General features: G+C 36.9%; 12 protein-coding genes and 1 riboswitch. Of the genes, 6 read left to right on the top strand and 6 right to left on the bottom strand.

Annotated features, from left to right (window positions below; translation table 11 throughout):
• Positions 1–38: 38 nt before the first annotated feature.
• Positions 39–1589, bottom strand: a complete 1551-nt coding sequence (locus tag SH601_RS12865) for a PTS sugar transporter (protein WP_319958730.1) — start codon at positions 1587–1589, stop codon at positions 39–41.
• A 191-nt stretch (positions 1590–1780) separates the two neighbouring features.
• A riboswitch (SAM riboswitch) is annotated at positions 1781–1887 on the top strand.
• 85 nt (positions 1888–1972) lie between these two features.
• Between SH601_RS12865 and SH601_RS12860 the strand changes: the two genes are divergently transcribed.
• The 4 genes from SH601_RS12860 (at position 1973) to SH601_RS12845 (ending at position 5033) form a co-directional block, all read left to right on the top strand.
• Positions 1973–2998 (top strand): methionine ABC transporter ATP-binding protein, encoded by a 1026-nt coding sequence (locus tag SH601_RS12860; protein ID WP_319958729.1) that lies wholly within the window; start codon positions 1973–1975, stop codon positions 2996–2998.
• Positions 2991–3659 carry a methionine ABC transporter permease gene (locus SH601_RS12855; RefSeq protein WP_319958728.1) on the top strand — a complete coding sequence of 223 codons (669 nt, stop codon included), beginning with the start codon at positions 2991–2993 and terminating at the stop codon, positions 3657–3659. Before SH601_RS12860 ends, SH601_RS12855 begins: the two co-directional genes overlap by 8 nt.
• Positions 3660–3686: 27 nt before the next feature.
• Complete coding sequence (locus SH601_RS12850; RefSeq protein WP_319958727.1) at positions 3687–4535, top strand: MetQ/NlpA family ABC transporter substrate-binding protein; 849 nt, start codon at positions 3687–3689, stop codon at positions 4533–4535.
• 120 nt (positions 4536–4655) lie between these two features.
• A complete protein-coding gene (locus SH601_RS12845; protein WP_319958726.1) occupies positions 4656–5033 on the top strand; it encodes an SLAP domain-containing protein in 378 nt (125 codons plus the stop codon).
• A gap of 11 nt (positions 5034–5044) precedes the next feature.
• Here the strand turns inward: SH601_RS12845 and SH601_RS12840 are convergent, their stop codons facing one another.
• Both SH601_RS12840 and SH601_RS12835 read right to left on the bottom strand, forming a co-directional pair.
• Positions 5045–6640 (bottom strand): ABC transporter permease, encoded by a 1596-nt coding sequence (locus SH601_RS12840; protein WP_319958725.1) that lies wholly within the window; start codon positions 6638–6640, stop codon positions 5045–5047.
• Between the two features lie 4 nt (positions 6641–6644).
• Complete coding sequence (locus SH601_RS12835) at positions 6645–7532, bottom strand: ABC transporter ATP-binding protein (RefSeq protein WP_319958724.1); 888 nt, start codon at positions 7530–7532, stop codon at positions 6645–6647.
• A gap of 144 nt (positions 7533–7676) precedes the next feature.
• Between SH601_RS12835 and SH601_RS12830 the strand changes: the two genes are divergently transcribed.
• Positions 7677–8261, top strand: coding sequence for a TetR/AcrR family transcriptional regulator (locus SH601_RS12830; RefSeq protein ID WP_319958723.1), 585 nt, complete (start codon positions 7677–7679; stop codon positions 8259–8261).
• A 4-nt stretch (positions 8262–8265) separates the two neighbouring features.
• Here SH601_RS12830 and SH601_RS12825 read toward each other — a convergent pair whose 3' ends face one another.
• The 3 genes from SH601_RS12825 to SH601_RS12815 are packed head-to-tail and all read right to left on the bottom strand — an operon-like array spanning position 8266 to position 10890.
• Positions 8266–9102 carry an ATP-grasp domain-containing protein gene (locus SH601_RS12825; protein ID WP_319958722.1) on the bottom strand — a complete coding sequence of 279 codons (837 nt, stop codon included), beginning with the start codon at positions 9100–9102 and terminating at the stop codon, positions 8266–8268.
• Entirely contained in the window at positions 9099–9980 is an 882-nt protein-coding gene (locus SH601_RS12820; RefSeq protein ID WP_319958721.1) for an ATP-grasp domain-containing protein, read from the bottom strand. Before SH601_RS12820 ends, SH601_RS12825 begins: the two co-directional genes overlap by 4 nt.
• A complete protein-coding gene (locus tag SH601_RS12815; protein ID WP_319958720.1) occupies positions 9970–10890 on the bottom strand; it encodes a D-alanyl-D-alanine carboxypeptidase family protein in 921 nt (306 codons plus the stop codon). The genes SH601_RS12820 and SH601_RS12815 overlap by 11 nt, the downstream gene beginning before the upstream one ends.
• A 621-nt stretch (positions 10891–11511) precedes the next feature.
• Here SH601_RS12815 and SH601_RS12810 point away from each other — a divergent pair.
• Positions 11512–14535 (top strand): efflux RND transporter permease subunit, encoded by a 3024-nt coding sequence (locus SH601_RS12810; protein ID WP_319958719.1) that lies wholly within the window; start codon positions 11512–11514, stop codon positions 14533–14535.
• Positions 14536–14550: the final 15 nt, after the last annotated feature.

Genomic DNA, 14550 nt, shown 5'->3' with positions numbered 1-14550 from the left:
GCCGAGCAATTTCCAAAAAAAGAATTGCTCGGCTTTTGTTATTTTTTCTTATGAAATGTATTCACAATTAATGTAATCGTAAATGCTATTAGCAATGGAACAATCATCGCGATAATAAATCCAACAGCATTATTCGCTAATAATGGTGCTGTAAAAGTTGGTACGTATGCTGTTCCTCTTATATCAAATAAGCCAACTAACGCACCTCCGACACTACCTGATAGTAACGCACCTGCAAATATCCATTTGTTAGAAAACATAAAAGGATATGCAGATTCTACAAATGTACCGAATCCCATATTAATAGTAAAACCTGGCGCTGCAACTGCTGCTTCCCCTTTATCACGTGGACGAATAATATTAGCTAAATTAATTCCAGCTGCAACCATCACTAGCCCAACCATATCAACTGCACCTAAGAAGCTATTCCCTGTTCGTTCCATCTCTAGTAAAACGATTGGCAATATCGCTGCATGATACACTCCTCCAATTATTGCTGGCCAGATAAGTACACCTGCAATTGCACCTGCTAAAATAGGATTGAAGGCAACAGCTGTTTCAATCAATTCTTTAATCCCATCGCCGATAAATAAAGCTATCGGAGCAATGAAATAATAAACTAACAATCCTGCTATTAAACCCGCAACACCACCTGCAGCAATATTAACCGTAGTCATCGGAAAACGCCACTCAACGAATTTTCCAAATAAGAAACGAACAAGTAATCCTGCTAAAATACCAGCAATCATCCCACCGATAATTCCACCATCAATTGCGAGCACTCCTGCTATTACGCCCGCAACGATTGATACTTCATCTAATTCTGATACTTGTTTTGCTGCTATTACTGCAATCATAACCGGCAGCGCCCCAATTAATAAATCAAACACATCACCCAAAGGATCGAAACCCGGTATTTTACTTAACGCTAATACTAGCGCCATCGCAATAAAACCAGGTAAAGCAGACATCATAATTCCTCTAATATTAATATTTTTCAAGCCTGTTCCCGTTGTCATGTGCTCATCATGTTTACCAAGAATTGGTTTATATGAAATAGCTAACTTTTTACTTAAAGCAGTAACAAAGGAAACCGCTCGTGTACGGTTAGTTGTACCTGTCGTACCTGAAGTGGAAATAACGTTAGCTCCCTTACTAGCGATATGTGCCATCGACGTACCACCGGTTCCAACGATTGGTATCTGCCCTCTTACCGCAGCATCGATCACTTGTTTATTCGTTTCCTCTGGATCACCACTCAATACAATTAAACCATCTACATTACCTTGGTCTATTTTTTCAGCAATCTTCGTATCTAGTAATTTTGCTTCTTGATTAATCCCTATCAAGCGCTCCTTATTACTTTTAACAAAATTGCCCTCTTCATCTATCGCCCATAATCTAGCATTTGTTTTATTTTCTTTTGCATTATCCATTGATTCATCAGCACCGATAAATTGCACAGCGGTTATTTCTAATCCTGCGCTGTCAGCTTGTATCCTAATCTCTTCAAGTAACCTGTCTGGATCTTTCCCACCTAAATTAAATAGATTCCCCCCACTACTTCCTACAATGATGATATTCTTCATAGCTATTTCCCCCACGGATGAAATGTATTTCTATTTTTGAAAGTCTGTTTTCTATTATAGACTACATCGTTTTATCACGCTAGTGTGATAAAGTATTTTCTCTTTATTCTGAATAATTTAACTTTTTGATTATGAATTGACGAATATTTCGTATAATGATATGATATAATGCATAAAAATGTATACGAAATCTCTTATCAAGAGTGGTGGAGGGACTGGCCCTATGAAACCCGGCAACCGTCAGCAAAACTGACAGGTGCTAATTCCATCAAGGCTTATACGCTTTGAAAGATGAGAGGACAATTGACTTAGTATCCCTTCTGTCCTCTTGAACAGAAGGGATTTTTTATAGGTATAATACCTACACAGAGAGGAGTGTTAACATGATTCGTATTAAACATTTATCGAAACGTTATAAGACGAAAAATCAAGAAGTTCAAGCCGTTGATAATGTTTCACTTGATATAGCCAAAGGCGAAATCTTCGGCGTGATTGGGTACAGTGGTGCTGGGAAAAGTACGTTTGTCCGACTGATCAATCGTTTAGAAGAACCGACAGACGGTTCAATCCTGATTCATGATAAAGATATTACCAAAATGCCAAGCAATCAGTTAAGAGAGAAACGACAAAAGATTGGTATGATCTTTCAGCATTTCAACTTATTATGGTCTCGTACTGTTTATGACAATATCGCGTTTCCATTAGAAATTGCTGGGGTGCCGAAGTCCAAGCGAAAAGAAAAGGTATTGGAATTAATTAATCTTGTCGGACTTGCTGGTAAGGAGAACGCTTATCCTTCACAATTAAGTGGTGGTCAAAAGCAACGGGTTGGTATTGCAAGAGCATTGGCTAATGACCCAGAAGTTTTATTGTGTGACGAAGCAACTTCCGCACTTGACCCAGAAACGACCGATGATATTTTAGATTTACTCGTTTCCATTAACAAGAAACTCGGACTTACAATCATTTTGATTACGCACGAAATGAATGTTATTCAAAAAATCTGTCATCGTGTTGCCGTTATGGAAAATGGAAAAGTTGTAGAAACTGGCGAGGTACTCGACGTTTTCGTAAAACCAACATCTAAAACAACAAAACGATTTGTACAGCAGCTTAATCCATTAGAACATGAAAAAGATAACTTAGCTGCATTTATCAATGACCGTGAAGATAGTGAAGTAGTCAAACTACACTTTATCGGTGACCGGGCAAAACGAGCACTTATTAGTGAAGTAGCAAAAACATTCGATGTAGAAATTAACATCTTACAAGGTTCTGTTACACCGACACAAGAAGGAGCTTACGGTACATTATTTGTCGAATTAATCGGTGAGAATAGCGTGTTACAAGAAACAATTGACTATATGAAAAACACCGGTGTGGAAGTTGAGGTGTTAAGAAATGTTTGAAACATTATTTCCTAATGTTGTAATGGAAGATATGTGGGTTGCAACACTTGAAACATTGTACATGACAATTATTGCTGGTATTGGCACTTTTGTGTTAGGTATTCTCCTCGGATTGTTATTATTTCTTACTGACCAAGGTAATTTATGGGAGAATAAATTCATTAATTTTATTACAGGGCTTGTTGTCAATGTGTTTCGTGCCATACCATTTATCATACTAATCTTATTGCTATTCCCGTTCACTGATTTCCTAATGGGAACTATTCGTGGCTGGAAAGCTGCATTACCTGCATTGATTATCGGTGCTGCTCCATTTTATGCTCGCCTTGTCGAGATTGGTCTAAAAGAGGTCGACAAAGGGGTAATCGAAGCAGCTAAATCGATGGGTGCCAAAGCATCTACTATTATTTTCAAGGTTCTCTTACCAGAATCAATGCCTGCAATTATCTCTGGTATTACCGTTACAACCATTTCATTAGTTGGTTACACAGCAATGGCAGGTGTAATCGGAGCTGGCGGTTTAGGTGACTTAGCTTATATGAAAGGTTTCCAAAGCTGGAATTTTGATGTAGTATTTGTATGTACTGTGTTCATTGTTATACTTGTATTTATTTTTCAATTTATTGGGGACATGCTATCCAAAGCGATAGATAAAAGATAAAAGTGATTCATGAAAGGATGACAAACGATGAAAAAACTATTAGCTGTATTGTTTACAACATTATTACTGTTTGTTCTAGCGGCCTGCGGGACTTCTGAAGAGGAAGAAAGTTCTAATAATGAAGGAGAAACTTCAGGTGATTTAACAGAAATTGTCGTTGGTGCTTCTGCTGTACCACACACAGAAATCCTTGAAAAGGCTGTTCCATTATTAAAAGAAGAAGGTATTGACCTACAAATCGAAACATACCAAGATTTTGTCCTACCTAACCAGGATTTGGATAGTGGTCTAATAGATGCTAACTATTATCAACATATACCTTTCTTAGAAAATGAAAGAAATGAAAAAGGTTATGACTTCGCTAACCTTGGTGGAATTCATATTGAACCAATCGGTATTTATTCTAAAGGCATTGAAAGTATAGATGATATTGAAGAAGGTACTGTATTTATCATGAGTCGTAATACTCCTGAACATGGTCGTATCTTATCATTACTTCAGGAAGCAGATTTAATCACACTAGATGAAAATGTGAATCCTGATGATGCTACGGTAGATGATGTTGTTGATAATCCATTAGATTTAGAATTTGAAACAAGAATTGAGCCAGCATTCCTAACACAAAACTACGAAAGAGAAGAAGATGCACTTGTTGCTATCAACACAAACTATGCTATTGAGTTTGGCCTTGTTCCAACAGAAGATGCATTAATTCTTGAAGAATCTGATTCACCATATGCTAACTTAATTGTTGCACGCTCAGAAGATGAAGATAATGAAGCATTACACAAACTTGTGGAAGTTTTACGTTCAGAAGAAATCCAAACGTTTATGGAAGAAGAATATAACGGTGCTATTATTCCTGTTAATGAATAAGCTAAGAATGTAGCGTAAAGGTCGAACGAATCTGTTCGGCCTTTTTCTTTTACACTGTTTTTTCTTCATATTATAGCCTTCCCATTATTTACTGATATAATGATGATTGGAGGTGTATTCATGCAAAAGTTATTTTTTGAAGATGCGTGGGACAGAACGATTAGTAAAGAAGATCGTTTAAACATAAAGAAGGTTTTTGAACAAACTAAAAAAAATGCTGAAGAGGGGATTACGTTTGTTCCGGTTAGAAGTGCAATTAATCATCGCAATGACTTACTCATTATCAGTTTAATTCATAATTTCCAACCGGAAGGAACAAACTTAACAAACATTACCATCCAACTTTTTCAAGGAGACAGGCACATTGCTAGTCGCCATATCAAGGAAGAACGACTTCGATTGTCAGCTAAAACAAGCATGCCGTGGACTTTTATCTTCCCTGAAATAGGCTATGAAAACCAACATCCTACTCATTATTCATTGAAGGTGGAGCATTAATTCTGCCCCACCTATCCTATTTCGTCTCGATTACGATAACCAATTTGACTAATGACTAATACGACAATACTGATTATGAGCAACACAATTAATGGTATCCACGTAAATTCTTCTACCGGAATTTGTGGGATGTAATGAAAACTAGATAAGCTCGCTAACCAATTAGGAATATCTAACATCCCACCTAAATACACCGTAAAGAAGGAGAAAACTAAATACCCCCATATAAACGACGTCCATTTAGGTAAGAAAGCGAACAAAAGATTCGCTAACGCTAAAATAATCAGCATCGCTGGTAAATAGGACATACCGGCCTTTAAGAAGTTCGTAAATGGGATTGGATCGTCCATCACCGCTGCACCTGCTACCCACAATCCATATATAGCAATGACTAAAGAAATGACTCCAACCAATAGGGAAATCGTCAAATAGTAACTCATTAATTGATAACGTGAAATCCCTGTCGTTAATAAATGATCGTTCCGCTCCTTCTTCTCTTCTGCGCGAATCTTCAAAAACAGTAACACCATCGGAATGGTTGCGAAGATGGCGATTATCACCATTAACATAGTCATAAACTGTTCTGTTAACGTATAATCTGGATGCTCTCCTAACATTTGCTGCAACATATCATTATCAGCAAAAAATGATTCTAAATCACCTAAAACAGAACCATAAGAAGCACCAAGTACAAACATAGCGACTAACCAGGCAACAATGGCAACACGTTGCAAACGTAGCAGTAACCCAAAAGGTGATAACAATAACTTCGAGGCCTCTTTCCTGCCTAATCTGGCTGGCAGTAAACTAGAACCTAAATCACGTCGATTGTGCAGATAAAAAGCAAGTAGAGATAGAATTAGTGTCATCATCATTGCTACAAACACTGGCCACCAATAATTTTCCACATATACTTCTGCTCGCAATATCAAACCTAATGGTGAGAACAAACTTACTATTTCACTACTTACATCACCAATAGCTCGAATTAAATAAGCAACGAGTAATACCGTGATAGATAATCCCAATGCTGCACGTGATGTTTCCGTCAATTGTGTAATGACTGCCGTAATCGCCGCAAACATCCAACCTGAGATGGTTAGAATCACACCATACATTAGCGAGCCTGTTACATCCATACCTTCTACATTCAAGATAATTAAACTAACTGTTGTCACAACTCCGATTAACAGGTTAACAAAAGCAACCAATATACCTGCACTGCTTAAGCTTGCTAATCTGCCAACTGGTAAGGAACGAATTAATTCATATTTCCCTTCTTCTTCTTGTTTTCGTGTTAATTTAATCATCATAAAAATACTCATTAAACAAAGCACAATTGCAGTAAATAGGAGCATTTGATTAGCCATCATCGCACCAGTTGTATAATTATCTATACCATAAACTGGTCCTACCATCGCAACCATTACAGGGTTTTCTAATGTTTGTGCCATTGTATTTCGCTCTGCTTCCGAACCAAATAGCCCATTGAATGATCCTGCTACTAATACCGTCATTCCAACAATAGAAATCATCCAAATGATACTAGCTAACCAATTTTGTCGAAAATGGAACTTCAACAGTAATGGCAATTGATGAAACAGCATATCATCACTCCTTCTCCATCTGATAGTGACGCATAAATAAATCTTCTAATGTCGGTGGAGTACTTTCCATTCGCTTTACCCCTAAATTGCCAACTAATTGCATGACATGTCCAAGTTCTTCTGGATCTACTTGAAATGTGTAAACACCAGATTGTTCATTGAATTGATGAACTCCACGATGCTCCTTAAGGGATATAGCTGATTCAACTGTTTCGATTACCATATTCGTTCTTGTTAAGTGACGTAATTCTTCTAGCGTACCTGTTTCAATCATCTCACCTTGTCTAATGATGCCAACACGATCACAAAGCTTTTCTACTTCCGATAAAATGTGACTGGATAATAGAACACTTTTCCCTTCACTTTTCACTTCTTTTACACATTGCTGAAAATGTTGCTCCATTAATGGATCTAATCCTGACGTTGGTTCATCTAAAATAAACAAATCAGCATTAGAAGCAAAAGCAGCAATTAAAGCAACCTTCTGTCTGTTACCTTTTGAGTAAGTGCCTGCCTTTTTACGAGGATCAAGCTGAAACCGTTCAATCAATTGGTCACGCTTTTCTTTGTTAATCCCACCTCGGAACGTTAAAAAAGTATCAATGATCTCCCCACCTGATAAGTTTTCCCATAGATGTACATCTCCTGGTACGTATGCAACCTTACGATGAATGTCCACAGCATCTTTCCAGACATCTTTGCCAAAGATTTTCGCACTTCCTGAAGTTGCTTGAATAATTCCTAATAACACACGAATAGTCGTCGATTTCCCGGCACCATTCGGCCCAATAAAGCCATAAACTTCCCCTTTATTCACTTCAAGATCAATACCATTCAATGCAGTAAACGTACCAAATTTCTTCGTTACCCCTTTTACCTCCATCATGTTCATATCAAAACCTCCTAAGTTTTGAAATATTCAACCTTATATATTTCATAATATAGAAACTCCTATCGTTTATCAAGCATTTTTTGAAATAATTAGATTGTTACATTTCATAATTTTGTTTAAAATAGAAGAGAAGAGGTGACAGTAATGGATGGATTTAAAAAACGAACCGAACAGAAAATGAAGAACATATTAGAAACATCCCTGCAACTTTTTACCGAAAAGGGCATTAAAAATGTACCAATTGCCACAATAGCAAGGGAAGCAAATGTTTCACAAGTTACGATATATAATTATTTTGAAAGTAAAAATAATCTTATTTATGAAACAATGGTATATTTTGTGGAGAGGGAATATCAGAAATTCCAAGATGTTATGGATAGTGATCTGCGTTTTCCTCAAAAAATTGAAGCGTTTGTTTTCAACAAAACACAAGACGCAGTAAAAATAAATGAAGAATTATATCAATATATAATGAATAGTTTTACTACTGAGGGATCATTTCTCGCAAGAATGTATCAAGAAAAAACGATTCCACTATTCACGCAATTAATTGATGAGGGGAAACAATCAGGCTATATTGATCCGAACATCTCCAATACAGCCATCATGATGTATATTCAAATGTTTACTGAATATATGAAAAAAGACGAAGCAGTCGAACAGATATTACCATTAACAGAAGATGTTACGAAATTATTCTTTTATGGATTAATGGGAAAACGAGACTGAAAATTTACTGGACACTTTTCATATTGTGCAAAATATATTCGATATACAGCTTGGCAATATTTATATCTGTCAAGCTTGTCAGTGTTCTGCTACCAACAATGTCCTCTATTTCGTTGAACAAAAGATTATCCTTTTCATCAAAGACAAAATCAATACCTGCAAAATCAACAGGGAAAATAGTAATGATTTTTTGAACTAGTTCATGTTGTTCAGCAGATAATTGATACAAACTAGCTTTCCCACCAAGCGTATAGTTAGCTCGAAAATCGGTAGTAGACTCACGTAGTACACTACCAATTATTTGATCTCCCATGACGAAAACACGTAAATCTTTTCCAGGTGTTGCTTTTTTCTGTACAATATATCGCTCATGCACAAGTGGCAGAAGATCTGCTACTGATTCGATCAAATAAACTTGGTTACCACCTCTTCCACTAACTGCCTTTACAACAACAGGAGAGGCAAACGAACTTGCTAACAACTCTTCCTTACTGACAAACTGTGTATCTATCATCGGAATGCTATATTTCGCTAGTAATTGATGGGTTCTAGCCTTATCATTCGCAACAGTTGCTACCCTCGACTGATTAAAAACACGTATACCTAGCAAGTCAAGTTGTTCTGACAAAAGGGGATCAATTGCACGCATGATTACAAATGCAGGATTAGTCTTGCCTTGCCACTCTACAAAAAGCTGACCATTTCGTACTCCATACACTAATTCATGATGCATAACAAGATCTAGTTCAATCCCTAGGAGCTGTGCTTCTGTAATCAGCCAATCAATAAATCCATGATTTTTATTAGCATCTTCCTTGCGGTAAATCAACCATGCCTTCATGAAATAGTCTCCTTTATATACTTCAGCATCGCTTGTGTCAAATCAATCCCCGTACAATCGTAAATATTTTTAAAATGGGCATTAGAATTAATTTCACAGAGGATTGGTTCACCATTTTCACCAATTAGTAAGTCCACACCTGCAAAATCTGCACCGACTAATTTTGTACATGTTATTGCTAGGTCTTTTTCTTGTTCACTTGGCTGATAAGTATACATCTTCCCACCTGCTGTAACATTTGCTCGAAAATCATGATCAGACTTACGTAACATCGCTGCCTTTACTTCATCTCCTACAACATTTAAGCGGAGATCTTTACCATAACTTGTCTGAATAAATTCTTGAAAAAGGAATGGTTTGTTTCCAAGCTCTGTCACTTTATCATATAATTCTTGCTCATTATGAATTAAGTAAACTTGCTCACCAAATGAGCCAAATGCTTCTTTGATTACCATAGGAAATCCAAGGCTCTCTATTACATGTGATAAATGAGAAGTATCTGTTAAATCTATAAATATTTTCGGTGCAATAATAGTCTTCGGCATACGGATACCATGTCCTGCAAGTTGTTGATACGTTAATGCTTTATCATCACAGATTTCTATAGCGCTCGCTTGATTAAACAATCTAAGTCCCAACTCCTCTAACTGTCGGGCCAAAAACAAGTCTTTATCCCAAAAGAAAACGAAATCTGGCAATTCTATCGGAGGCTTAATTATAGCTTTTCCTCCTTCAATAAGAACAACCAGCTCGTTATTTTTCATTGGTGTTAATTCGATATCGAACGCTAGTGCCGTTGTCTTCAGCCATTCTACTTGCTCTGAAAACTTTTTACTGTAAAGATTTCCATTGTAAATGATCCATCCTCTATGTTGCATTATGCTTCTCCTTGTTATCTTTATCGTCCCAATCAAATGCTTCTTCATATAACTCTGTTGTTTCGGTAAAACGTTCGGTCATAGAGGACGTCCCCATTACAACAGAAATTAATCGGACTCCATCTCTTTCCACTGTTCCTGTAAAACCGTAACCAGCTATATCCGTATAACCAGTTTTTAAACCATCAACTCCATCAAAAGCAAACTCTCCATCTAGCATCCAATTCGTATTCGGATATGAATGACCATTCGCTTGATAGCTAGGCTGCTCTATTACTTGCAATAATCCCGGGAACGTGTCAACTAAGTATTTTGCTAACCATGCCAAATCATGTGCAGACATTTTATTTGCATCCTCAACATTCCCTACTGAATAGTATTCATCTAAATCTTTATTATCCAGTCCTGTACTATTAACAAATGATGAATCACGTAAATCAAGTTGTGCTGCTCGTTCGTTCATTTTTGCTACAAATAACTTTTCGCTATTGCTAACCGTTTCTGCTAGTGCGATAGCAGCCCCATTTGCTGAATGTATTGCCATTGCCTCAAATAACTCTCGTACCGTATAGCTAGTATCTTTCGACAAGTCAACTGAAGCAAATCCGGGCTGATGTGAAATATGATAAGCATAGTCACTAATTTCTACCTCGCTATCCCAATCAATTGTTCCACTCGCAATTGCTTCTAAAACAAGTAATTCTGTCATCATTTTCGACATACTCGCTGTCGGTAATGCTTTATCACTATTCTTTTCATAAATGACATGACCTGTTTCCGCATTCATCAACATAACAGAGTTCGCTTCTAATTCCACTCCATCAATATGCCAAAATCTATCTAACGGTTTTGTCGGGAAAGTTAATTCCTTCTTTATTTTTTGTGAATGAGGAGATGTTTGAGCAGACATTGCTCCATTCTCCCCTGTAGTTTGATTACAACCACATAACATTATTAAAAGTATAAGAAAAGCGCCAGATGCCCGTTTAGAAACGTCGCGGCTGGAGCAAATCAACTGAGATAAAGGAATCACGGTGAGCTCGCGATCCGATGATGACTTATCGTAGGGAGATTCGTGAAGTCGCCTAGTTTCTGGGCGCTTGGAGCTAGACAGACACCAAGATTTTATACTTTCTTTCCATATTATAAAAAAACGTTTCATTCGTTTATACCACCATAGTTTATGTTATATTTAAAAGTTGTGTTTTTTTGATAAGACACACCCTTTAGTATAGCATAAAGTAATAGATCTATCAGTTCAAAACTCGATAAAACAACAGTGCAATCAGTTAAAAAATTATGGATGATTACACCATAGTAAAACATCAACTACGCCTCTAGTCTTAGAAAAGTTACGCCCGAAGGACAATACCTCAAGTACCACTCAACCGTTACAATAAAATTGCTAGAAATATTAAGTCTTCATCTTACATATTCTCAAATGTACAGCATGAAATTTCATACAACATAAACATCTCAGTTTCTTTAGAAGGCTTACAAAATATTTATGAAAAATCAGGAGGAGATATTATTGAAGTGGCTAGCTTTTATTGTCAAACGGAAAATTCTTGTTAGTTTAGTTGTTGTGTTAGTTTTAGTATTAGGCATTCAAGCGATACTTAAACTTGACCAAGAACTGATGCCCCCTATTAACATGGATGCGGCATATGTCGATATCAATGCCGGAGATATGACGGCAATTGATGTAGAACAAACGATTACTAATCCTTTAGAGCGCCAACTCGAAGGGATCGATGGGGTTGAGACTATTACCTCTAACTCTTCCATTGGTCAAAGCACTACCACGATTACACTTGCAACAGATCAGGGCGAGGAAGTGATTCCTGAAATAGAAAATGCCGTCCAAGCACTTGCTGCTGATACGAGCACTATTCAAAATTATGCCGCAGGATTATACTCTACATCTGGAGGCTATGAATTTTACCTCGATTTATCTGGCGACGATATGGTAGAGATAACAAACTTTGCCGAAGAGGTATTAAAACCTCGGCTTGAAAATCTAAAAGAAGTGCAAGAAGTTGCTTTAGAAGGAGCTTATCAAGAAGAAATTGTCGTATCATTTAATCGTGATGAAGTGATCGATCAAGGAATCGATCTCCAGCATGTTATTGCAACTATTAACGAAGCAAATACCGAATCCACCATTGGACAATTAGAAAGTGAAGAGGACAGTCCTTCATTAAGATGGATTTCTTCGGTTGACTCAACTAATGCCTTAAAGAATTTACCCATTCAAACCTCAGACGATATCATTAGCCTAGATGATATTGCAGATATTTCTCTTCAACCACAAGAAAACAATTCCGTTGTATGGAAAAATGGATCAAAAGATTTTATATTAGTGCAAATCAGCCGTTCTTCTGGCTCCACCGAAATTGACATGTCCCATGCTGTTCGAGATGAAATTGATCAAATAAAAGAAGAAGGACTAATCGATGAATTTGCACTACATGAAATAGTAGCACAAGCTGATTATGTAGAAGAAGCACTTAGTGGAGTTACCGCAAATATTATTATTGGTGCGATCTTATCCATCTTTATTTTATTTCTTTTCCTTCGTAATATAAGGGCAACACTCATTATCGGCTTTGCCATACCTACATCCATATTACTTACTTTTATCGCGATGTGGCTATTTGATTACAGCTTTAATATGCTATCGTTAATTGGATTAGGTTTAGGAATTGGAATGATGGTTGATTCCTCCATCGTTATTTTAGAATCGATTTACCGTAAGCTAGAACAAGGATACGATAAGCTGGATGCTATTTTACAAGGAATAAAAGAAGTAGCAACAGCTGTTATTGCTTCGATGCTAACAACAATCGTTGTCTTTGTACCTATCGGTCTAATCAGTGGTGAAATAGGAAGATTTATGATCATGTTATCAATGGTCGTAGCAATCACATTAGTCAGCTCTGCTCTTGTCTCTTTTACGGTTATTCCGACATTTGCTGATCGCTTTTTGAAAAAGAAAAATGACCGTATCAAAGTAAACAACGGTCGTCTTATAACTGGCTACACTCATTTTGTAAAATGGATTGTGAAGAAAAAGCGAAATAGTGCAGCAATCATCGGTTTATTTATTGTCATTTTAGCAGGTTCCTTCTTCCTTCTGCCAAAGATTCCGATGACAATTATGCCAGACGTTTTTAATCGTTATACCGAACTAATAACTGAATTAGAGCCTGGTGTAACACCTACAGAAAAAAATGAAATTATTGAAGAAATAAATCATACACTTAGCAACATTCAAGACGTAGAAGCTAACTATGTAATGGAAGATGAAAACATACTCATTAATATCATTAACTTAACAACAGGTGATGATATTACGAGAGAACAAAAAGAAGTCAACGAAGACATTTCAAAATCTTTACGTGAATTACAGGATACACTACCAATAGCAAGCATACAAAGCTCTGTATCTGCAGATGCAAACTTACCTATTCAACTAATCGTGAAAGGTGATGACTTAAATGAGCTTGAATCGATTGCTGATAACTTCGCAGATGAATTATCCGAGATATCAGGTATTGTCGGTGTTAATCACTCAGGAGAGCGTACTTCCATAGAAGAAGTAATTGAACTAGATGAAGAAGCCATTCAAGATAGTGGACTAAGCTCCTCTTCTGTGAAAAATTATATGGAGCAAACACTTTTAGCGATGCCTATTGATGAAATAATGTTGGATAATAAAGAAATACCTATTCAAGTAGAATGGGAAGATAAAATTACAAAGAAGAAAGCTTTACTAGACATGGAAGTACCAACATTAGAAGGTCCGAAAAAATTATCGACATTCATTAAGCTGAAGGAAACAGAGATCCCGAACCAAATTAATCACATTGATGGTTCAAGATATATTACGATATCAGCTGAGATGGAAGAAACAGACTTAGGCTCTGTTAATAGAGAGGTACAACAATTAATCGCCGACTACGACACACCTGACGGGTATCAAATAGATATCGCTGGTGATTTAGAGCAACAACAGGAATTAATGATGGAAATTCTAAGTATTATCGGGATTGCGATTTTCCTTGTTTATTTAGTAATGGCAGTTCAATTTAACCATCTATTCCATCCGATTATTGTTATGTCTATTATTCCAATGACAATCGTCGGCGTCATCTTAGGTCTGTTCTTCACTCAAAGAGAATTAAGCGCCTTATCTGCTATGGGAATTATTATGCTAATCGGAATTGTATTGAACAATGCAATTTTGTTCATTGACCGTACGAAACAACTAAGAAGTGAAGGTTATATCGTTACAGATGCTCTAGTCGAAGCAGGCCGAAATCGAATACGTCCTATCTTTATGACTAGCTTCACTACAGCTGCAGGTATGCTTCCACTAGCCATTACAACTGGCATGTCTAGTAGTTACCAAGCACCAATGGCTACCGTTATTATATCAGGATTACTATTCGCAACATTTATCACATTGCTATTAATCCCAGCTGTTTATCGATTGTTTAGCTCGAATAAGAAATTGAAGCGTGCAGAAAGAGAGAAAGCGGAGATGGAGTGATGGATACATCCATAC

The sequence above is a fragment of the Gracilibacillus pellucidus genome (assembly GCF_033949965.1).
Classification (GTDB): Bacteria; Bacillota; Bacilli; order Bacillales; family Amphibacillaceae; genus Gracilibacillus; species Gracilibacillus pellucidus.
Note: the sequence above shows the minus strand (reverse complement) of the source record. Positions and strands in the feature narration are given on the sequence as shown.

What these genes read in the sequence shown, in the direction of transcription:
- SH601_RS12865 (WP_319958730.1), bottom strand. Translation starts at nt 1,589, where the DNA reads ATGAAGAATATCATCATTGTAGGAAGTAGTGGGGGGAATCTATTTAAT.
- SH601_RS12860 (WP_319958729.1), top strand. Translation starts at nt 1,973, where the DNA reads ATGATTCGTATTAAACATTTATCGAAACGTTATAAGACGAAAAATCAA.
- SH601_RS12855 (WP_319958728.1), top strand. Translation starts at nt 2,991, where the DNA reads ATGTTTGAAACATTATTTCCTAATGTTGTAATGGAAGATATGTGGGTT.
- SH601_RS12850 (WP_319958727.1), top strand. Translation starts at nt 3,687, where the DNA reads ATGAAAAAACTATTAGCTGTATTGTTTACAACATTATTACTGTTTGTT.
- SH601_RS12845 (WP_319958726.1), top strand. Translation starts at nt 4,656, where the DNA reads ATGCAAAAGTTATTTTTTGAAGATGCGTGGGACAGAACGATTAGTAAA.
- SH601_RS12840 (WP_319958725.1), bottom strand. Translation starts at nt 6,640, where the DNA reads ATGCTGTTTCATCAATTGCCATTACTGTTGAAGTTCCATTTTCGACAA.
- SH601_RS12835 (WP_319958724.1), bottom strand. Translation starts at nt 7,532, where the DNA reads ATGAACATGATGGAGGTAAAAGGGGTAACGAAGAAATTTGGTACGTTT.
- SH601_RS12830 (WP_319958723.1), top strand. Translation starts at nt 7,677, where the DNA reads ATGGATGGATTTAAAAAACGAACCGAACAGAAAATGAAGAACATATTA.
- SH601_RS12825 (WP_319958722.1), bottom strand. Translation starts at nt 9,102, where the DNA reads ATGAAGGCATGGTTGATTTACCGCAAGGAAGATGCTAATAAAAATCAT.
- SH601_RS12820 (WP_319958721.1), bottom strand. Translation starts at nt 9,980, where the DNA reads ATGCAACATAGAGGATGGATCATTTACAATGGAAATCTTTACAGTAAA.
- SH601_RS12815 (WP_319958720.1), bottom strand. Translation starts at nt 10,890, where the DNA reads ATGTCTGCTCAAACATCTCCTCATTCACAAAAAATAAAGAAGGAATTA.